This window comes from Oryzisolibacter sp. LB2S (assembly GCF_040732315.1).
In the GTDB taxonomy this organism is placed as follows: Bacteria; Pseudomonadota; Gammaproteobacteria; order Burkholderiales; family Burkholderiaceae_C; genus Alicycliphilus; species Alicycliphilus soli.
This window is the reverse complement of sequence record NZ_CP160388.1, coordinates 1,834,432-1,853,961: the sequence shown is the minus strand read 5'-3', so window position 1 is coordinate 1,853,961 and position 19,530 is coordinate 1,834,432. Positions and strand designations below refer to the sequence as shown.

At 69.8% G+C, this 19,530-nt stretch carries 17 protein-coding genes; 12 read left to right on the top strand and 5 right to left on the bottom strand.

Annotation, left to right across the window (positions count from 1 at the left end; all coding sequences use genetic code 11):
- The first annotated feature begins 22 nt into the window (after positions 1-22).
- Positions 23-2,302 (top strand): arginine/lysine/ornithine decarboxylase, encoded by a 2,280-nt coding sequence (locus ABUE11_RS08755; protein ID WP_367068658.1) that lies wholly within the window; start codon positions 23-25, stop codon positions 2,300-2,302.
- A gap of 131 nt (positions 2,303-2,433) precedes the next feature.
- Here the strand turns inward: ABUE11_RS08755 and ABUE11_RS08750 are convergent, their stop codons facing one another.
- A complete protein-coding gene (locus ABUE11_RS08750) occupies positions 2,434-3,714 on the bottom strand; it encodes an MFS transporter (protein WP_367068789.1) in 1,281 nt (426 codons plus the stop codon).
- A 176-nt stretch (positions 3,715-3,890) separates the two neighbouring features.
- On the opposite strand from ABUE11_RS08750, the gene ABUE11_RS08745 reads away from it, so the two are divergent.
- The 5 genes from ABUE11_RS08745 to ABUE11_RS08725 all read left to right on the top strand — a co-directional run bounded on the left by ABUE11_RS08745 (position 3,891) and on the right by ABUE11_RS08725 (position 8,365).
- Positions 3,891-4,682 (top strand): SDR family oxidoreductase, encoded by a 792-nt coding sequence (locus ABUE11_RS08745; protein ID WP_367068657.1) that lies wholly within the window; start codon positions 3,891-3,893, stop codon positions 4,680-4,682.
- A gap of 90 nt (positions 4,683-4,772) precedes the next feature.
- Positions 4,773-5,192, top strand: coding sequence for a PaaI family thioesterase (locus tag ABUE11_RS08740; protein ID WP_367068656.1), 420 nt, complete (start codon positions 4,773-4,775; stop codon positions 5,190-5,192).
- Between the two features lie 238 nt (positions 5,193-5,430).
- On the top strand, positions 5,431-6,447 hold the full coding sequence (locus tag ABUE11_RS08735) for an NADP-dependent oxidoreductase (RefSeq protein ID WP_367068655.1): 1,017 nt from the start codon (positions 5,431-5,433) through the stop codon (positions 6,445-6,447).
- A 56-nt stretch (positions 6,448-6,503) separates the two neighbouring features.
- Positions 6,504-7,448, top strand: coding sequence for a glutathione S-transferase family protein (locus ABUE11_RS08730; RefSeq protein WP_367068654.1), 945 nt, complete (start codon positions 6,504-6,506; stop codon positions 7,446-7,448).
- Between the two features lie 2 nt (positions 7,449-7,450).
- A complete protein-coding gene (locus ABUE11_RS08725) occupies positions 7,451-8,365 on the top strand; it encodes an SDR family oxidoreductase (protein ID WP_367068653.1) in 915 nt (304 codons plus the stop codon).
- Positions 8,366-8,393: 28 nt separating this feature from the next.
- Here the strand turns inward: ABUE11_RS08725 and ABUE11_RS08720 are convergent, their stop codons facing one another.
- Positions 8,394-9,041, bottom strand: a complete 648-nt coding sequence (locus tag ABUE11_RS08720; protein WP_367068652.1) for a DUF1566 domain-containing protein — start codon at positions 9,039-9,041, stop codon at positions 8,394-8,396.
- 187 nt (positions 9,042-9,228) lie between these two features.
- Here ABUE11_RS08720 and ABUE11_RS08715 point away from each other — a divergent pair, with 187 nt between their 5' ends.
- Positions 9,229-10,662: an MFS transporter gene (locus ABUE11_RS08715; RefSeq protein ID WP_367068651.1), complete on the top strand. Its 1,434-nt coding sequence runs from the start codon at positions 9,229-9,231 to the stop codon at positions 10,660-10,662.
- A 37-nt stretch (positions 10,663-10,699) separates the two neighbouring features.
- Here ABUE11_RS08715 and ABUE11_RS08710 read toward each other — a convergent pair whose 3' ends face one another.
- Positions 10,700-11,779 carry a DUF72 domain-containing protein gene (locus ABUE11_RS08710; RefSeq protein ID WP_367068650.1) on the bottom strand — a complete coding sequence of 360 codons (1,080 nt, stop codon included), beginning with the start codon at positions 11,777-11,779 and terminating at the stop codon, positions 10,700-10,702.
- Positions 11,780-12,187, bottom strand: a complete 408-nt coding sequence (locus tag ABUE11_RS08705; protein WP_367068649.1) for a hypothetical protein — start codon at positions 12,185-12,187, stop codon at positions 11,780-11,782.
- Between the two features lie 101 nt (positions 12,188-12,288).
- Between ABUE11_RS08705 and ABUE11_RS08700 the strand changes: the two genes are divergently transcribed.
- The 5 genes from ABUE11_RS08700 to ABUE11_RS08680 all read left to right on the top strand — a co-directional run bounded on the left by ABUE11_RS08700 (position 12,289) and on the right by ABUE11_RS08680 (position 18,354).
- Entirely contained in the window at positions 12,289-14,673 is a 2,385-nt protein-coding gene (locus ABUE11_RS08700; RefSeq protein ID WP_367068648.1) for a Tex family protein, read from the top strand.
- An 86-nt stretch (positions 14,674-14,759) separates the two neighbouring features.
- Positions 14,760-15,572, top strand: a complete 813-nt coding sequence (locus ABUE11_RS08695) for an HDOD domain-containing protein (RefSeq protein WP_367068647.1) — start codon at positions 14,760-14,762, stop codon at positions 15,570-15,572.
- A gap of 32 nt (positions 15,573-15,604) precedes the next feature.
- The gene (locus ABUE11_RS08690; protein ID WP_367068646.1) at positions 15,605-16,474 is read left to right on the top strand and encodes a fumarylacetoacetate hydrolase; all 870 of its coding nucleotides are present in this window, start codon (positions 15,605-15,607) and stop codon (positions 16,472-16,474) included.
- Between the two features lie 78 nt (positions 16,475-16,552).
- Entirely contained in the window at positions 16,553-17,473 is a 921-nt protein-coding gene (locus ABUE11_RS08685; RefSeq protein WP_367068788.1) for an alpha/beta hydrolase, read from the top strand.
- A 20-nt stretch (positions 17,474-17,493) separates the two neighbouring features.
- Positions 17,494-18,354: a YbgC/FadM family acyl-CoA thioesterase gene (locus ABUE11_RS08680; RefSeq protein WP_367068645.1), complete on the top strand. Its 861-nt coding sequence runs from the start codon at positions 17,494-17,496 to the stop codon at positions 18,352-18,354.
- 204 nt (positions 18,355-18,558) lie between these two features.
- On the opposite strand, the gene ABUE11_RS08675 is transcribed toward ABUE11_RS08680, so the two are convergent.
- Positions 18,559-19,497 carry a folate-binding protein gene (locus ABUE11_RS08675; protein WP_367068644.1) on the bottom strand — a complete coding sequence of 313 codons (939 nt, stop codon included), beginning with the start codon at positions 19,495-19,497 and terminating at the stop codon, positions 18,559-18,561.
- Positions 19,498-19,530: the final 33 nt, after the last annotated feature.

The window sequence follows — 19,530 nt, the reverse complement described above, 5'->3', positions numbered from 1 at the left end:
ACCCGGTTGCCGGAGGCCGCGCATGAAATTCCGCTTTCCCATCGTCATCATCGACGAGGACTATCGTTCCGAGAACACCTCGGGTCTGGGCATACGTGCGCTCGCCCAGGCCATTCAGGAGGAAGGCTTCGAGGTGCTGGGCGTGACCAGCTACGGCGACCTGTCACAGTTTGCCCAGCAGCAAAGCCGCGCCAGCGCCTTCATCCTCTCCATCGACGACGAGGAATTCACGCTGGGCGCGGGGCAGGACCCGATCATCCACAGCCTGCGCAGCTTCATCGGCGAGGTGCGGCGCAAGAACGCCGACGTGCCCATCTACATCTATGGCGAGACCAAGACCGCGCGCCACCTGCCCAACGACATCCTGCGCGAGCTGCACGGCTTCATCCACATGTTCGAGGACACGCCGGAGTTCGTCGCCAAGCACATCATCCGCGAGGCCAAGAGCTACCTGGAGGGCGTGCAGCCGCCGTTCTTCAAGGCGCTCCTGGACTATGCCGAGGACGGCTCGTACAGCTGGCATTGCCCGGGCCACTCGGGCGGCGTGGCATTCCTCAAGAGCCCCGTGGGCCAGATGTACCACCAGTTCTACGGCGAGAACATGCTGCGCGCCGATGTGTGCAACGCCGTGGAGGAGCTCGGCCAGCTGCTCGACCACAACGGGGCCATCGGCGAATCGGAGCGCAACGCCGCGCGCATCTTCAACGCCGACCATTGCTTCTTCGTCACCAACGGCACGAGCACGTCCAACAAGATCGTCTGGCACCACACGGTGGCGCCCGGCGATGTGGTGGTGGTGGACCGCAACTGCCACAAGTCCATCCTGCACAGCATCATCATGACGGGTGCGGTGCCGGTGTTCTTGAAGCCCACGCGCAACCACTTCGGCATCATCGGGCCCATCCCGCAAAGCGAGTTCGAGCCCGAGACCATACGCGCCAAGATTGCCGCCAACCCACTGCTCAAGGGCGTGGACGCCAAGACCGTCAAGCCGCGCGTGCTGACCCTCACGCAGTCGACCTACGACGGCGTGCTCTACAACACCGAGACCATCAAGGGCCTGCTCGACGGCTACGTGGACAACCTGCACTTCGACGAGGCCTGGCTGCCGCACGCGGCCTTCCACCCGTTCTACGGCAGCTACCACGCCATGGGCAAGAAGCGCGCGCGCCCCAGGCATTCCGTGGTCTATGCCACGCAGTCCATCCACAAGCTGCTGGCCGGCATCAGCCAGGCCAGCCATGTGCTGGTGCAGGACTCGCAGAGCGAGAAGCTCGACCGCCACCTGTTCAACGAGGCGTATCTGATGCACACCTCGACGAGCCCGCAGTACAGCATCATCGCCAGCTGCGACGTGGCCGCGGCCATGATGGAGCCGCCCGGCGGCACGGCGCTGGTCGAGGAAAGCATCGTCGAGGCCCTGGACTTCCGCCGCGCCATGCGCCAGGTGGAGGAAGAGTTCGGCAAGGATGACTGGTGGTTCAAGGTCTGGGGCCCACACGAGCTCGTCGAGGAGGGCCTGGGCACGGCCGAGAACTGGGTCTTCCGCAACAAGGGCAAGAAGAAGAACGGCGCCTCCAAGTGGCACGGCTTTGGTGATCTGGCCGACGGCTTCAACATGCTCGACCCGATCAAGTCGACCATCGTCACGCCGGGCCTGAACCTGGACGGCAAGTTCGACGCCACGGGCATCCCGGCCTCCATCGTCACCAAGTACCTGGCCGAGCATGGCGTGGTGGTCGAGAAGACGGGTCTGTACAGCTTCTTCATCATGTTCACCATCGGCATCACCAAGGGCCGCTGGAACACACTCTTGGCCGCGCTGCAGCAGTTCAAGGACGACTACGAGAAGAACCAGCCCATGTGGCGCATCCTTCCGGAGTTCTGCCAGGAGCACAAGCGCTACGAGCGCATGGGACTCAAGGACCTGTGCCAGCATGTGCACGAGCTGTACGCCAAGTACGACATCGCGCGCCTGACCACCGAGATGTACCTCTCCGACCTCACGCCCGCGATGAAGCCCAGCGACGCCTACGCCCACATCGCCCAGCGCAAGACCGAGCGCGTGGCCATCGACGAGCTCGAGGGCCGCATCACCACCAGCCTGATCACGCCGTACCCGCCGGGCATTCCGCTGCTCATTCCGGGCGAGGTGTTCAACAGGAAGATCGTGGACTACCTCAAGTTCGCGCGCGAGTTCTCCAAGGTCTGCCCGGGCTTCGAGACCGACATCCACGGCCTGGTGGAGATAGAGGACGACGCCGGCAACGTGAGCTACTACGCCGACTGCGTGGCCCGCTGACTTCGCACCCTGGGCGCGCCAGCACATGGCGCGCCCATGCTTTTTGATAGCTGCCTGCACTTGCCTGGCGCGGGCTAGGTGCCGTTTTGACCTGAAATTGAGGGCGCCGGGCGCAGGCTGCGGGCCAACGCTCAGGCCACCGACGGGCGCGCAGGCATCCTGGGCGCCTGGCCCGGCAGCAGCAGCACCACGGCCGCGGCCAGCATCAGCAGCGCGCCCGCGAGGCCAAAGGCGACCCAGTGCGTGCCCAGGTGCTCGTAGCCCCAGCCCCCGAGCCAGGAGCTGACCATGGCCCCCACCTGGTGGCCCACATAGGCCCAGCCGTAGAGCACGCCCACCAGCCGCACGCCGTAGACATCGGCCAGGATGGCCGACGACAGCGCGATGCTGCCTGCCCAGGCCAGGCCGCCAATGACGGCCGTGCCGTAGAGCTCCAGTGTGCTGCCCGCAAGCACCAGGCCGAAGAAGCCCAGACCGCGCACGCCGTAGATGGCCGCGAGCAGCTTGCGCCGTGGCACGCGATCGGCCAGGCGCCCGAGCAGCACCGTGCCGGGAATGGCCACCAGGCCGATCAGGCCGATGCCGAAGGCGCTGCTGGTGGCGTCGAAGCCATGGTCCATGAGCATGGGCATGCCATGCGTGCCCAGCAAGTTCATGCTGAAGCCGCAGGCGAACAGGCCCAGCGTGAGCTTGAGAAACGTGCCCGTGCGCATGGCCTGCAGCACCGTGTATTGCTGGCCCGCGGGCGCCGCGGGGTTGGCGGCGGGGGCCGCGCCGGGCAGCGGCGCGTCGCCATCGGGCGGGGCGGCATCGCGCACCACCCACAGCGCCGTGGGCACGGTGATGGCCGCAAACAGCGCGGCAAAGGCGAGCAGGGTCGTCTGCCAGCTCGCATGCTGCAGGGCCATGCCCAGGGTGGGCGTCATGATGGCGATGCCGGCCATGGAGCCCGTGGACAGAAAGAACAGCGCCATGCCGCGGCGGCGCTGGAACCAGCGGCTGATCACGGGCGTGAGCGCCACGGGGCTCGTGAAGGCCGCGCCCACGGACATCAGAATGCCGAAGCTCAGCAGCATCTGCAGCGGCGTGCGCGCGTTCACCGCCCACAGCGTGGACGCCACGAGCATGGCCGTGCCCGACAGCAGCACGAAGCGCGTGCCCCGGCGCGCCGCCAGCCAGCCGGCCAGCGGCATGGCCACGCCATAGCACAGCATGCCCGCGGCGACGATGGAGGCGAGCAGGCTGCGCGAGAAGCCCAGGTCCTGCGCCATGGGCAGGAACAGCGGGCCCAGCCCCAGACGCATGCCCACCGTGAGGGCGGTGAGCACGGTGGCCGCGGCCACGATGTTCCAGCCAAAGTACCAGCCGAAGTACGAGCCGGGTTTCCGGGGCGGGGCGTTGCGGGAGGGCATGTTCACGGGCGGTCGCGGGAGTGGGGCAATCCGCCTTTGTACGCCATCCGCCGCCCGAGCGTCATCGTCAATGGCGCTGGCCGCGCTCGCGCCCCGCACGCATCGCCTTGGCGACAGCTGCGGCGCCGCCGCCGCGCCACAATGTCCGTTTGCCGAAATCACAGGAGACACCCACCATGGCACGCACCGTGCAACAGCTTTTTGACCTCTCGGGCAAGACCGCCCTGGTGACGGGCGGATCGCGCGGCCTGGGGCTGCAGATGGCGCATGCGCTGGGCGAGGCGGGCGCGCGCATCATGCTCAGCTCGCGCAAGGCCGAAGACCTGGAGCAGGCCTGCGCCACGCTGCAGGACGCGGGCATTGACGCGCGCTGGATCGCCGCCGACTGCGCGCGCGAGGACGACATCGCCCGCCTGGCGCGCGAGACGCTCGAGCGCATGGGCGATGTGGACATTCTGGTCAACAACGCCGGCGCGAGCTGGGGCGCCCCGGCAGAGGAGCACCCGCTGGCTGCCTGGGACAAGGTGATGAACCTCAACGTGCGCGGCTACTTCCTGCTTTCCCAGGCCATTGCCAAGCACAGCATGATCGCGCGGCGCAGCGGGCGCATCATCAACGTGGCCTCCATCGCCGGCCTGGCGGGCAACGCCGCCGGCATGAAGACCATCGCCTACAACACCTCCAAGGGCGCGGTGATCAACTTCACACGCGCGCTCGCGGGCGAGTGGGGCGCCTATGGCATCGGCGTGAACGCCATCTGCCCGGGCTTCTTCAAGACCAAGATGGCCACCGTGCTCATAGAGACCATGGGCGAGGAGAAGATGGCCGCCCAGGCACCACTGCGCCGCCTGGGCGACGACGAGGACTTGAAGGGCATCACGCTGCTCTATGCGAGCGACGCGGGCAAGCACATCACGGGCCAGTGGCTGGCCGTGGACGGCGGCGTGAGCGCCATCCTGGGTGGCTGACGCGCTCACCAGCCCATTCGCAGAGCGGGCCGCTGCAGGCCTCGCCACCCGCGGCTATTCTTGCCGCCTCGACTTTTTCAGGAGCTGACCGTGCTGGACTTTGGAGCCGACATTCCCTTCGTCAAGGAACTGGGCTTTGCCCTTCATCGCATGCATGGCGGCGAGTCCGAGCTGCGCTACGAGGCGCGGCCGCAGCACACCAACTCCTACGGCGTGATGCATGGTGGTGCCGTCATGACGCTGCTGGACGTGGCCATGGCCACGGCCGCGCGCAGCGACGAACCCGACATGGGCGTGGTCACCATAGAGATGAAGACCAGCTTCATGCGCCCCGCGCGCGGCCCCATGGTGGCGCGCGGCAAGCTGATCCAGCGCACGCGCTCCATGGCCTTTGCCGAGGCCTGGGTGTACGACGCCGATGGCCAGCTGTGCAGTCAGTCCACGGGCACCTTCAAGTACGTGCCCAAGGCCCAGCCGGGGGCGGGGCAGGGCGGCATCTCCACCGATTGATTCGGCTCCAATGTGCTTCCATCCATTGACTGACAAGCGCGAGCAGCTATCAAGTTTGAAGTTTCAAGCATGTGCCAACCAGGCCGTCATCCCCGCGAAAGCGGCGATCCAGCCGCCACCCAAGCCATGCATTCGTCGCCGCCGTCGATCCCCTTTCGCGGAGATGACGGTGGTTTCCTCTTCAACAGAACCTGATATTTGAGCCCCATCGGCTCACCCCATCCGGAGCCCAACCGCCATGCCACGCAACCAGCAGATCCTGCTCGACAACCGCCCACGCGGCGAGGCCAGCGCCGACAACTTCCGCCTGGTCACCGGCGACACCCCCGCGCTGCGGGACGGCCAGGTGCTGGTGCGCCACCATTACCTGAGCCTGGACCCCTACATGCGCGGGCGCATGAACGACAGCAAGAGCTACGCCGCCTGCCAGCCCCTGGGCGAGGTGATGATCGGCGGCACCGTGGGCGAGGTGGTCGAGAGCCGCCACGGCGCCTTTGCCGTGGGCGATGCGGTCGTGGGCATGGGCGGCTGGCAGGAATACAGCGTCGTCGACGGCGACGCGCCGGGCATGCTGCGCAAGGTCGATACCCGCCAGGTCCCGCTGTCGTACTACCTGGGCGCCGTGGGCATGCCGGGTGTGACGGCCTGGTATGGGCTGGTGAAGATCATCGACCCCAAGCCGGGGCAGACCTTGGTCGTGAGCGCCGCCAGCGGCGCCGTGGGCAGCGCCTTCGGCGCGCTGGCCAGGGCGCGCGGCTGCCGCGTGGTGGGCATTGCCGGCGGGCCGGACAAATGCCGCTACGTGACCGAGGAGCTGGGCTTCGATGCCTGCATAGACCACCGCGCGCATGGCGACCCCAAGGCCATGTCCCAGGCGCTCAAGGCCGCCTGCCCCGATGGCATCGACGGCCATTTCGAGAACGTGGGCGGCTACATCCTCGACGCCGTGCTGCTGCGCGCCAACGCGTTCGCGCGCGTGGCGCTGTGCGGCATGATCGCGGGCTACGACGGCCAGCCGCTGCCCCTCGTGAACCCGGCGCTGCTGCTCATCAACCGCATGAAGATCGAGGGCTTCATCGTGAGCGAGCACATGGAGGTCTGGCCCGAGGCGCTCAGGGAGCTCGCCGGCCTCGTCGCCAGCGGCCGGCTGCGCCCGCGCGAGAGCATCGCCCAGGGCCTGGCCGCCGCGCCCCAGGCGTTTCTCGACCTGCTCAAGGGGCGCAACTTCGGCAAGCAGCTCGTCAAGCTGGTCTGACGTGCTGATTTGACGCGCTGGTTCATCATTGGCGGCCAGTCCGCCGGAGTCGCACCATGACCGAACTCATACTGCACCACTACCCCGCGTCGCCGTTCGCGCACAAGGCACGCAGTGTGCTCGGCTTCAAGCAGCTGGCGTGGAAGTCGGTCATCGTGCCCAGCGTCATGCCCAAACCCGACGTGGTGGCGCTCACCGGCGGCTACCGGCGCACGCCCTTCCTGCAGATCGGCGCCGACATCTATTGCGACACGGCGCTGATCTGCGACGTGCTCGAGCATCTGCGGCCCGAGCCCACGCTCTACCCACCGCACCTCAAGGGCGTCTCGCGCGTGTTCGCGCAATGGGCCGACACCACGCTGTTTGGCGCCGCCATGGCCTACAACCTGCAGCCGCGCGCGGCCGAGGCGCTGTTTGCCGGCTACCCCGCGGGCACGGCCCAGGCCTTCACGGCCGACCGGCGCGCCATGGGGGGCAACCACCTGGCGCCCGAGGACGCGGCCGCGGCCTACCGCTCCTACCTGCGGCGCATCGCCAACATGGTCGAGGAGCACGACTTCCTGTTCGGTGCCGAGCCCTGCGTGGCCGACTTTGCCGCCTACCACCCGCTGTGGTTCACGCGCCACTGCGTGCCGGTGATGGCGGACATCCTGAATGCCACGCCCGCCGTGCTCGAATGGATGGACCGCCTGGCCGAGCTCGGCCAGGGCCGGCCCGAGAAGTTCGGCGCCCAGGACGCCATCACGGTCGCCGCGGGTGCCGAGCCCGAGCCGCTGCCGGCCGAGACCTTCCAGGACGAGCATGGCATCGCCCTGGGCAGCGAGGTCACCATCGCCGCGGAGAGCTTCGGCACCGAGCCTACGGCGGGCCGGCTGATCGCCGCCACGCGCACGCGCTACACGCTGGCGCGCAGCGACGCGCGCGCGGGCGCGCTGCATGTGCACTTTCCGCGCATCGGCTATGTGCTGCGCCGCGCGAACCACAGCCAAGGGGAGGGATGAGGATGATCGACGACTTCGCCGGCAAGACCGCCGTGCTCACCGGTGCGGGCTCCGGCTTTGGCCTCGAATGCGCACGCCTGGCCGCGCAGCGGGGCATGAACCTGGTGCTCGTGGACGTGCAGCAGGACGCGCTGGACGCCGCCGCCGCCGAACTGGCCGCCACGGGCGCTGCGGTGCTGGCGCGCCGCGTGGACGTGGCCAGCGCCGCGCAGATGGAGCAGCTTGCCGAGCAGGTGCAGGAGCGCTTCGGCGCGCCGCATCTGGTGTTCAACAACGCCGGCGTGGGCGCGGGCGGGCTGGTCTGGGAGAGCTCGGTACGCGACTGGGAATGGGTGCTCGGCGTCAACCTCATGGGCGTGGTGCACGGCGTGCGCCTGTTCACCCCGATGATGCTCGACGCCGCGCGCCGCGACCCCGCCTGGCGCGGCCACATCGTCAACACCGCCAGCATGGCGGGCCTGCTGGCCCCGCCCAACATGGGCGTGTACAACGTCAGCAAGCATGCCGTGGTGGCGCTGACCGAGACGCTCTACCAGGACCTGGCCCTGGTCACCACCCAGGTGGGCGCGAGCGTGCTCTGCCCGTACTTCGTGCCCACGGGCATAGACAGGAGCGAGCGCAACCGCCCGCAGGCCCTGGCCCAGGCCCAGGCAGATCCGCAGCCCACCAGGAGCCAGCGCATCAACCAGGCCACCGTGTCCCATGCCGTCGCGGGCGGCAAGGTGTCTGCGGCCGAGGTGGCGCGGCTGGTCTTCGACGGCGTGGCCGCCGGGCGCTTCTACCTGTTCAGCCATCCCCACGCCCTGGGCGCGGCGCGCACGCGCATGGAGGATGTGCTGCAGGCGCGCAACCCCACGGACGCCTTTGCCGAGCGCCCCGAGCTCGGCGCGCAGCTGCGCGCGGCGCTGGCAGGCTGAGGTTGCGCTGTCCCCGCGGTCCTTGCAGTCAGGGCGCGGGCCGCACGAGCTGCACATGCAGCCGCGTGGCGCGGCCCACCTCGCCGCTGGCCTCGCCCGTGGCCATGTGCACGGCCCAGCTCTGCTGCACCGACAGGCTGCTCTCGCCCGCGCCGCCGCGCGCCACGTTGCCATAGGCGTAGGGGTTGACGGCGGTCGCGTTGACGCTGGCCGTGCCGGTCCAGAGCCAGTCACGCGGCATGGCCGGAAACAGCTGCCGGTCCACCGAGGGCGGCCGGGTGCTGCGGTTGACCAGGCGGCGCAGCTCGTTCACGCGCGGCAGGCGCCAGCGCACGCCCTCGGCCTTCCAGCGGCTGCGCACCAGGGCCTGAGCCTCGCCATACGTGAAGAGCCGGGGCACGCCGCGGCAGGCGTTGCCGGTCCAGGTCATGCCCTCGACGCAGCGCGGCCAGGCCAGACGGGCGCGCAGGTCGATCACGAGGCTGCCGTCGGGCGACAGGGTCCAGACCGGTGCCTGGGACTGACCCGCGGGCGCCGGAGCAGCGCCGCCATCGTCCGGCGAGCGCCCCTGCGCGCCGGCCGCCGGCGGCAGGGCCAGCACGGCGGCGCACAGGGCCAGGGCGGCGCACCGGATCTGGAGGGGGGAGGGGAGTATGGCGGGGGGGACTGCGGGCATCATCGACGGGCATTGTGTGCGTGCGCGCGCCTGGGCAATGGGCCGAACAGCACGGGTTTGAGGGCCTTGATGCGCGCCTCGGGCAGGTCGGCGTGAGTCTGGCGACAATCGGCCGAATGCCTCGTCCCACCCCCAGCCGCAGCCTTTTCGACAGCCCTGGCCACCGCGGCCCGCATGGGGGCCTGCGATGAACGACCGCGCGCAGACCGGCTCCATCCCCGCGACCACCGATGGCCTGCCGCAGCCCGCGCGGCGCCAGGCCATGCTGGTCATCATCCTGGGCCTGACGCTGGCCGTGCTGGACACCAGCCTCGTCAATCTGGCCCTGCCCGACATCGCGCGCGAGCTCCAGTCCGACTCGGCACGTTCGATTTGGGTGGTCAACGCCTACCAGCTCGCCACGCTCATCGTGCTGCTGCCGCTGTCCGCGCTGGGCGAGCGCGTGGGCTACCGGCGCGTGTATCTGGTGGGCATGGCGCTGTTTTCCGTGGCCTCGCTCGGGGCCATGCTGGCCGCCTCCATGCCGGCGCTGATTGCAGCGCGCGCGCTGCAGGGGCTGGGCGCGGCCGGCGTCATGGCCGTCAACGCGGCCCTGGTGCGGCTGATCTACCCTCGCGCCCAACTGGGCCAGGGCATGGCCATCAACTCCATGGTGGTGGCCACGGCCTCCATGGCCGGGCCGTCGGTGGCGGCGGCCGTGCTGTCGGTGGCCTCCTGGCCCTGGCTGTTTGCCGTGAACCTGCCGCTGGGCCTGTTCATTTGGCAGCTGGGGCGGCGTGCGCTGCCGGCCAACCCGCCGTCCGCCCATGTGGGGCCGCGCTTTGCCGCCATCGACGTGCTGCTCAACGGCGCCATGTTCACGCTCATATTCCTTGGCGGCTCGCAGCTGGGCGTGCGCGCCGCCGCCACGGGCGCCAATGGCGCCAACGGTGGCTTGGGCGCCGCGCTGCTGCTGGCGGGCCTGGCCGTGGGCGCGGTGTATCTGCGGCGCCAGTGGCACCGCGCGGCGCCGCTGTTTCCGATCGATCTGCTGCGCATTCCCGTATTCGCGCTCTCCATGGGTTCGTCCGTGGGCGCGTTCTGCGCGCAGATGCTGGGCTTTCTGGCGCTGCCGTTTCTGCTGCTCGAGGCGCAGGGCCGCAGCCATCTGGAGGCCGGCCTGCTCATCACCGCCTGGCCGCTGGCCACGGCCCTGGTGGCGCCGCTGGCCGGGCGCCTGATCGGCCGCTACCCGGACGGGCTGCTGGGCGGCATAGGGATGGCGGTGTTCGCGGCCGGCCTGCTGGCCCTGGGCCTGCTGCCCGCGCATCCGGCCGACTGGGACCTGCTCTGGCGCCTGGGGCTGTGCGGCGCGGGCTTTGCGCTGTTTCAGTCGCCCAACAACCACACCATCGTCACCACGGCCCCGCTGCACCGCAGCGGCGCGGCCAGCGGCATGCTGGGTACGGCGCGCCTGACGGGCCAGACCCTCGGCGCCGTGCTGCTCGCGGCCATCTTCGCGCTGCGCCCGGGCCATGACGGCACGGCCGAGTCGCTCGCGCTGCTGCTGGCCGCGGCCTGCGCGGTGGCGGCGGGCGTGTGCAGCTCGCTGCGCGTGCGGCAGGCTGACAAATTTAAGTAAAAACGGCATCCGGCGCTTGTCCAGCAAGCGCAAGCAGCTATTGATGTGATAGCTGCTGCGCCACCACCTGCTCGGCCAGGCGGCGCACCGTCAGCGGCGCGCAGCCCTCGGCGTGGTTGCTGATGGTGACGAACGCGTTCTGCCCGCGGCCGCACACGCCGGCCAGCGTGCGCGCGAGCAGCGCATGGGTGTCGGGGTCGGGGTCGTGGATGCGGTCGTAGGGGGCGTACAGCCTTTGCGCGTCGGCATAGCCCTGGGGGCCGTGCACGGCGTGCAGGTTCCAGCGGCAGACCAACGGGCCGGGCCAGAGCAGGCGCAGGAGCGGCAGCTGGTCAAGCAGCGGCGGCAGGCGCGGGTGCAGGCCCAGGCAGTAGGTGGCTCCCGCGCTCTTGAGCACGTCGGCGAAATGGGCGACATGCTCGGGCGCGAGCCAGGCGCCGTCGCGCACCTCCACGGCCAGCACGGCGTCGGGCTGATTCAGGGCGGGTTGCGCCCGCAGCAGGGCGCGCAGGCGCTCAAGCACCTCGGGCAGGCGGTCTAACAGGCGCCAGGGCAGGGGGCTCAGTTGAAAGATCAGCGCCCCCGTGGCCGCGCCCAGGCCCTCGAGCGCGGGCGCGACGAACTCCTGCGTGGCCAGGCCCGGGTCGAGGAAGGCCGGGTTGCTCTCGCGCGCGCGGCCGTCGTCGCCGCGCACGAGCGCGTCGGTCACGAGGCTGGGCGCCTTGACCACGAAGCGAAAGCCCTCGGGCACCTGGGCCGCGTAGCGCGCATAGTCGCTGGCCGACAGCGGCCGGTAAAAGCCCCGGTCAATGCTCACCGTGCGCAGCAGCGGGTGCCCTGCGTAGACGGCCAGGCCCTTTTTGGCCAGCAGCTGCTCGGAATGCGCGCCCTGCCACAGCAGGCCCTGCCAGCCCGGGTAGCTCCAGGACGAGGTGCCCAGGCGCAGCGTGGCCGGCAGCCGCGCGGCCAGGGCCTGCAAGTCCTCGCCCCAGGCGGCGGGGTGGATGCCGCCGCGCTGACGGGCGGGTGGCTCGGACGATGCGGGTGACTCGCTTGCAGCCTTGGCCGGCCTGGGCGACGGGGCGCCGAAAAGATCGCCGAACAGGTCGTCGTGCACCTACATCCCCTCGAACAGCCCGCCCTCGTCGAGCAGGTCATAGGCGATCTGCGGCCGCTGCTCCATGGCCTTCTTGATGGCCTCGGGAATGGCCTTGCGCGTCTTGCGGCACAGGCCGGGCTGCTCGTGCACGAGGATGGCCAGGCCGCGCAGGCTGCGCACCTCGCGCGGGCCCGGGGTGATCGTCAGGCGCACGCCGAGCTGCTCGAACAGTCGCCGCTCCATATGGCGCAGGTCGGCCAGGCTGGTGATGCCCTCGAGCCGCTGCACCAGCCGCCTTTCCTCCTCGCGCGTGAGCCGCAGGATGCGCACATCGCCCCCTGGCGCCTGCATCAGCGCGTCGCGCTCGCACACGCAGCTGCCCGGCGGGCATTCGGTGCGGATGGGGAAGGGCGGGGCTGCGGTCATGGCTCGGCGCATTCTAGGTTTCTCCAGCTTGCTTCACCGCAGGGGCCGCCGGCCCTGTGGCAAACTCCCGCGCTTCGTTTTCCCTCCTGATTTTTAGGTACATGCAGCAAATCGTCCGGCAGTTGGCCGCAGAAATCAAAATCACCGAAACCCAGGTCCGCGCCGCCGTGGAGCTGCTCGATGGCGGCGCCACCGTGCCCTTCATCGCGCGCTACCGCAAGGAGGCGACGGGCGGGCTCGACGATGTGCAGCTGCGCGAGCTCGAAGCCCGCCTGGCCTATCTGCGCGAGCTCGAGGACCGGCGCGTGGCCGTGCTCAAGGCCATCGACGAGCAGGGCAAGCTGACCGATGCCTTGCGTGCCCAGATCGCTGCCGCGCCGACCAAGCAGGAGCTCGAGGACATCTACCTGCCGTTCAAGCAAAAGCGCCGCACCAAGGGCCAGATCGCCAAGGAATTCGGCATAGAGCCGCTGGCCGACAAGCTGTTTGCCGACCCCACGCTGGACCCGCACGAGGAGGCGCGCGCCTTCTGCCAGCCCGCGACGACCCTGGACGACGGCAAGCCGGGGCCGGATTTCTCGACCACCTTTGCCGTGCTCGACGGCGTGCGCGACATCCTCTCCGAGCGCTGGGCCGAGGACGCGCAGCTCGTGCAGGGCCTGCGCGAATGGCTGTGGGAGGAGGGCCTCTTGCGCAGCAAGAAGGTTGAGGGCAAGAACGAGAACGACCCCGAGGTGGCGAAGTTTCGCGACTACTTCGACTACGACGAGCCCATTGGCCGCGTGCCCTCGCACCGGGCGCTGGCGGTGTTCCGCGGCCGGGCGCTGGAGATTCTGGAGGCCAAGCTGGTGCAGCCCGTCGAGGCCGAGGCCGGCCAGCCCAGCCTGGCAGAGGGCAAGATTGCCCTGCACCTGGGCTGGAGCCACGCGGGCCGAAAGAGCGACGACCTGATCCGCAAATGCGTGGCCTGGACCTGGCGCGTGAAACTGAGCCTGTCGACCGAGCGCGACCTCTTCTCGCGCCTGCGCGAGGAGGCCGAGAAGGTGGCCATCAAGGTCTTTGCCGACAACCTGCGTGACCTGCTGCTGGCCGCGCCCGCTGGCCCGCGCGCCGTCATGGGGCTGGACCCGGGCATTCGCACGGGCGTCAAGGTGGCCGTGGTGGACGCCACGGGCAAGCTGGTCGAGACCGCCACCGTCTACCCGCACGAGCCGCGCCGCGACTGGGACGGGAGCCTGGCCACGCTGGGCCGCCTGGTGCAAAAGCATGGCGTGCAGCTCATCGCCATTGGCAACGGCACGGCCAGCCGCGAGACCGACAAGCTTGCCGCCGAGCTCATTCGTTTGATACAAAAATCGGCTCAAGCGCAAGCGGGGCAAGCGCAAGCAGCTATTGAAAAGATAGTTGTAAGCGAGGCCGGTGCCTCGGTCTACAGCGCAAGCGAATACGCCAGCCAGGAGATGCCCGACGTGGACGTGAGCCTGCGCGGCGCGGCCAGCATCGCGCGGCGCCTGCAGGACCCGCTGGCCGAGCTGGTGAAGATCGAGCCCAAGAGCATTGGCGTGGGCCAGTACCAGCATGACGTGAACCAGAGCGAGCTCGCGCGCACCCTGGGCGCCGTGGTCGAGGACTGCGTGAACTCGGTCGGCGTGGACCTGAACACGGCCAGCGTGCCACTGCTCAGCCGCGTCTCGGGTCTGTCGGCCAGCGTGGCCAAGGCGGTGGTGCGCTGGCGCGAGCAGCATGGCGCCTTCCAGAACCGCAAGCAGCTCATGGAGGTGAGCGGCCTGGGCGCCAAGACCTTCGAGCAGGCGGCGGGGTTCCTGCGCATCCGCGGCGGCGACAACCCGCTTGACATGACGGGCGTGCATCCCGAGACCTACCCAGTGGTCGAGCAAATCATGGAGAAGACCGGCAAGAGCGTGGCCGAGCTCATGGGCCGCGCCGAGATGCTCAAGACCTTGAAGCCCGAGCTGTTCGCCAACGAAAAATTCGGCGTCATCACCGTGAAAGACATCCTCGGCGAGCTCGAAAAACCCGGCCGCGACCCGCGCCCGGATTTCCAGGTGGCGCGCTTCAACGACGGCGTGGAAGAGATCTCGGACCTGAAGGAGGGCATGATCCTCGAGGGCACGGTGAGCAACGTGGCCCAGTTCGGTGCCTTCGTCGACCTGGGCGTGCACCAGGACGGGCTGGTCCATGTAAGCCAGCTGGCCAACCGCTTCGTGAGCGACGCGCGCGAGGTGGTCAAGACCGGCCAGATCGTGAAAGTGAAGGTGCTCGAGGTGGACGTGGCGCGTGGGCGCATCAGCCTGACCATGAAGCTCGACGCCGCCCCGGCCCGGCGCGACGGCCCGCGCGAGAACCGCTTCGAGGGCGCGGGCCGCGCCGGCCGTGGCTATGCCCAGCCGCAGCGCGGCGGCAACGACAGCGCGCCGCAGTCGGCCATGGCCTCGGCCTTTGCCAAGCTGCAGGGGCGCCGCTGACGACCGGGACCGGGACCGGCCCCCATGCCGGCCCTCCGTGCAGCGCACATAATCGGCGCGTCGTCCTTTCCAAGCCTGCCATCCCTATGGAGCTTCAAGCCCTGCTGGCGCGGCCCATCGTGCTGCCCAGCCAGCCACGCGCCGTGGCACTACTGTTGAACGAGCTTGGCAGCGCCCAGCCCAGCCTGAGGCGGCTCAACCAGTTCTTCGGCACCGACCCGGCGCTGGCGGCGCGCCTGCTGCAGGCGGCCAATGCGCCGGCCCTTGGCGCCGAGCGTCAGATCTGCGGTATTCCCGAGGCGCTGGCGCTGCTGGGCATGGGCGAGCTGCGCAAGCTGGTGCAGGCGGCGCCGCTGGGCGCGAGCTCGCGCACCGTGCCGGGCGTGAACCTGCAGAACTTCTGGCGCTACAGCCTCAACACGGCCAAGCTGGCGCGCTCCTTCGCGGGCCTGGTGCACCACAACCAGATGGCGGCCTTCACGGCCGGGCTGCTCCACGGCCTGGGCGAACTCGTGCTGCATCTGGCCGACCCCGATGGCATGCAGGCCGTCGATGCGCAGCTCGCGCCGCTCGATCCGCGGCGCGCCAAGGTCGAGCGGCGGCAGCTCGGTTACTGCTACGGCCAGGTCAGCGCCGAGCTGGCCGCGCGCTGGCGGCTGCCCGACGAGGTGGTCGATGCCCTGCGCCACCACGACGCCCCCTTCAAGAACGAGGCCTACGAGCCGCTGGCGGGCGTGCTGCACCTGGCGGCCTGGCGCGCCCGCGCGCGCGAGGCCGGCCTGGGCGAGCGCGAACTGGCCGTATCCTTCCCCGGCGAAGTGGGCGTCACGCTGGGCATGGACATCGACATGGTGCTGCAGCAGGACCCCTTCGACTGGACGGCACAGCCAGAGTATTGAGCGCATTCCATTCCAACCAAGAGGAGACTTGCATGAACATGAGGAACGGCCTGATGGCACTCGCAGTGGGCGTGGCGGCGAGCCTGGGCGCGCAGGCGCAATGCCTGAGCGACGGCGACGTGGGCGTGATGGCCTCGCACTATGCGACCAAGACGCCGGCGCCCAACTTCCCGGCCATGTCCGACGCCGACGGCGCCTGCACGCGCGCCAAGCTCAACGTGCTGCTGGCCTCCAGCATGGGCAAGGTGGTGGGCTACAAGGCGGGCCTCACCAACCCCGCGGTGCAAAAGCGCTTTCACACCGACAAGCCCGTCTGGGGCAAGCTCTACGAGGGCATGATCCAGCCAAGCGGTGCCACCGTGCCCGCGGCCTTCGGCGCGCGTCCGCTCTACGAGGCCGACATGCTCGTGCGCGTGAAGGACGCCGGCATCCACGAGGCGCGCACGCCCTACGAGGTGCTGCAGCACATCGACCAGATCATTCCCTTCATCGAGCTGCCCGACCTCATCGTGCAGGCACCCCCGCAGCTCAACGGCCCGGGCGTCGCGGCCATCAACGTCGGCGCGCGCCTGGGCGTGGCCGGCCAGCCCATCGCCGTGCCCGCCACGCGCGGCGAGCGCTACGCGCTGCTGGGTGCGCTCGAGCGCATGCAGGTGCAGCTCACCAACGACAAGGGCGAGCTGCTCGCCAGCGGCCAGGGCAGCGACATCCTGGGCCAGCCGCTCAACGCCGTGCTCTGGATTGCCCAGGCGCTGCGCCAGGAGAACATCACGCTGCAGGCGGGCGACCTGATCAGCCTGGGCTCGTTCTCGCCGCTGCTGCCGCCGCGTGCGGGCCTGGGCGTGACGGCCACCTATGTGGGCCTGCCGGGCGCGCAGCCCGTGCAGGTGCACTTCAAGTAAACGGAAAGACAGCCATTGACCACCACAGTCCCCGATAGTGCAGCAGGCGCGCTCGTCCATGCGCGCCTCACGCCGCAGATGCGCGGCGTCGTCCAGGGCATGCAGCGCGCCGGCCGGCCGCCGCTGCACAGCCTGTCGCCCGCGCGCGCCCGCGCCGCCTACGAGGCCGGCGCCGAGGTGCTCGAGGTGCCGCGCGCGCAGCTCGCGCGCGTGGAGGACTTCGCCATCCCCGCGCGCGACGGCGCCCGGCTGCCCGCGCGCCTCTATGCGCCCACCGGCGCCAGCGGACTGCCGCTGCTGCTGTACCTGCACGGCGGCGGCTTCACCATAGGCAGCATCGCCACGCATGACGTGCTGTGCCGCGAGCTCTCACGCCTGGCCGGCTGCATGGTGGTGTCGCTCGATTACCGCCTCGCGCCCGAGCATGCCTTCCCCACGGCCAGCAACGACGCCTGGGACGCGCTCGCCTGGCTGGCCCAGGAGGCCCGCAGCCTGGGCGCCGACCATGCTCGCCTGGCCGTGGGCGGCGACAGCGCGGGCGGCACGCTGGCCGCCGTGAACGCCATCATGGCGCGCGACGCCGGCCTGCCTCTCGCGCTGCAGCTCTTGATCTACCCCGGCACCACGGCGCACCAGGACACGCCCTCGCACACCGAGTTCGCTCATGGCCCGGTGCTCGACCGCGCGGCAATCGGCTGGTTCTTCGACCAGTACATCCCGAGCCGCACCGAGCGCGAGGACTGGCGCTTTGCCCCGCTGCTCGCGCCCGACGTGGACGATGTGGCACCGGCCTGGATAGGCCTGGCCGAATGCGACCCGCTGGTGGACGAGGGCATAGCCTACGGCGACCGGCTGCGCGCCGCGGGCGTGGCCGTGGATCTCGAGATCTACCGCGGCGTGACGCATGAATTCATCAAGATGGGCCGCGCCATCCCCGAGGCGCGCCAGGCCCACCAGGACGCGGCGCGCGCGCTGCGCGGCGCCTTCGGGCTCGATTGAGAGGTTGTGAGGGAGGCACCATGCAACGCCAAGACTTCCGCTGCCTGCACCGCCTGCGCGTGCGCTGGTCCGAGGTGGACATCCAGAAGATCGTCTTCAACGCCCATTACCTGACCTATGCCGACTGCGCCATGACCGAATACTGGCGCGCCCTGGCCATGCCCTACGAGGCCGGCATGCAGGCCCTGGGCGGCGAGCAGTATCTGAAGAAGGCCAGCGTCGAATACCACGCCTCGGCGCGCCTCGACGATCTGCTGGATGTGGGCCTGCGCTGCGCGCGCATCGGCACGACCTCGCTGGTGTTCGAATGCGGCGTGTTCGCGGGCGAGCGACTGCTCGCCAGCATAGAGCTCATCTACGTGTTCGCCGACCCGGCCACGCAGACCAAGCGCGCCGTGCCGCCGCAGCTGCGCGCCATGATCGAGCATTACGAGGCCGGCGGCGAAATGGTGGAGCTGCGCGTGGGCGACTGGGCCACGCTGGGCCGTGACGCCACGCGGCTGCGCATGGCGGTGTTCGTCGACGAACAGGGCATAGACCCGGCGATAGAGCTGGACGCGCACGACGCCACGGCCTTGCACGCCGTGGCCTACAACCGCCTGGCCCAGCCCGTGGCCACGGGCCGATTGCTGTACGAGGCGCCCGGCGACGCGCGCATAGGCCGCATGGCCGTCGAGCGCGTGGTGCGCGGCCAGCGCTGGGGCCGTATGGTGCTCGACGCCCTGGTGCACGCGGCCCGCGAACGCGGCGACGCCCAGGTCACGCTGCACGCCCAGCGCAGCGCCGAGGGCTTTTACCTGCGTGCGGGCTTCGAGGCGGTGGGTGAGCCCTTCGAGGAGGCGGGCATACCCCACATCACCATGCGGCGGGTGCTTTCCTGAGCCTGCTTTCGATGCTTGTTCCGGCCCGGGCGGCCGCTGCCGTCCAAGCGCCAACCACCGTCATCCCCGCGAACGCGGGGATCCAGGCAATACCCGAACCGTTGCTGCGTCTCTGCCGTGGATCCCCGCGTTCGCGGGGATGACGGCCTACTCAATTTCATAGCTTTCGGCACTTGACTGGCAAGCGCTGCAGCCCGATTTGACTCAAATATCCTCGAGCAGCGCATAGGGCAACGGCAGCAGCGCAAGCGGCACGCCGTCCGCCGCGCCCACGCGCAGCGCGCCGCCCGCGGCCGCGATCTGCAGCGATACCAGCGCATCCACGCCCCCCGTGGGCGCGGCGGCGGCCTGGACCACGGTGCCCACGGGCTGCTCGGCGTCGCCCTCGGCAAACACCTCGGCGCCTGCGGCGATGGCGGCGGGGGCATGCACCAGATAGGTTCGGCGCTTGAGCGTGCCGCGGAACTGGCTGCGCGCGACGACCTCCTGGCCAGGGTAGCAGCCCTTCTTGAAGTTCACGCCGCCCACGGACTCGTAGTTGAGCATCTGCGGCACAAAGGCCTCGACCACGGGGGCCCTGAGCGTCGCGACGCCGCTGCGCACCTCGGTCCACAGCCACAGCGCCTCGTCGAGCGGCGCGCCCTGCGGCGCGGCGGCCGTCACGGGCGCCAGCCACAGGGCACGCGGCTGGCCGTCTGCCGGGTAGAGCCGCACCACGCTGGCCTCGCCCAGCTCGACCTTGGCCCAGGGCTCGGCGTCCGTGGGCAGCAGGGCGCGGGCCGCGTCGCCCAGCAGGCCGTAGAGCGCGTAGTCGCCGCTGGCGTCGCTCAATTTGGCCTTGGCGCGCAGCACGAACATGGACAGGCGCTTGAGCGTGGGCGCGAGCAGCTCGCGCGCGCAGACCAGCAGCACCTCGGCATCGCTGCGCTTGAAGGCGATGCAGCTCGCGAGCATGCGGCCCTTGGCGGTCAGAAAGGCGGCCAGGCGCGCATGCTGCATGTCGAGCAGGGCAAAGTCCTGCGTGAGCTGGCCGTGGAGGAATTTGGCGGCGTCTTCACCGGCTACGCGGATCACGCCGAGTTGGGTCAAACGGGCTGCGCCGCCCGCGGGCAGGGGCGGCGCTACTGGCTTGGGGTCGATCATGGCTGAATTATGATGCCCGGCTTTCCTTCTTAC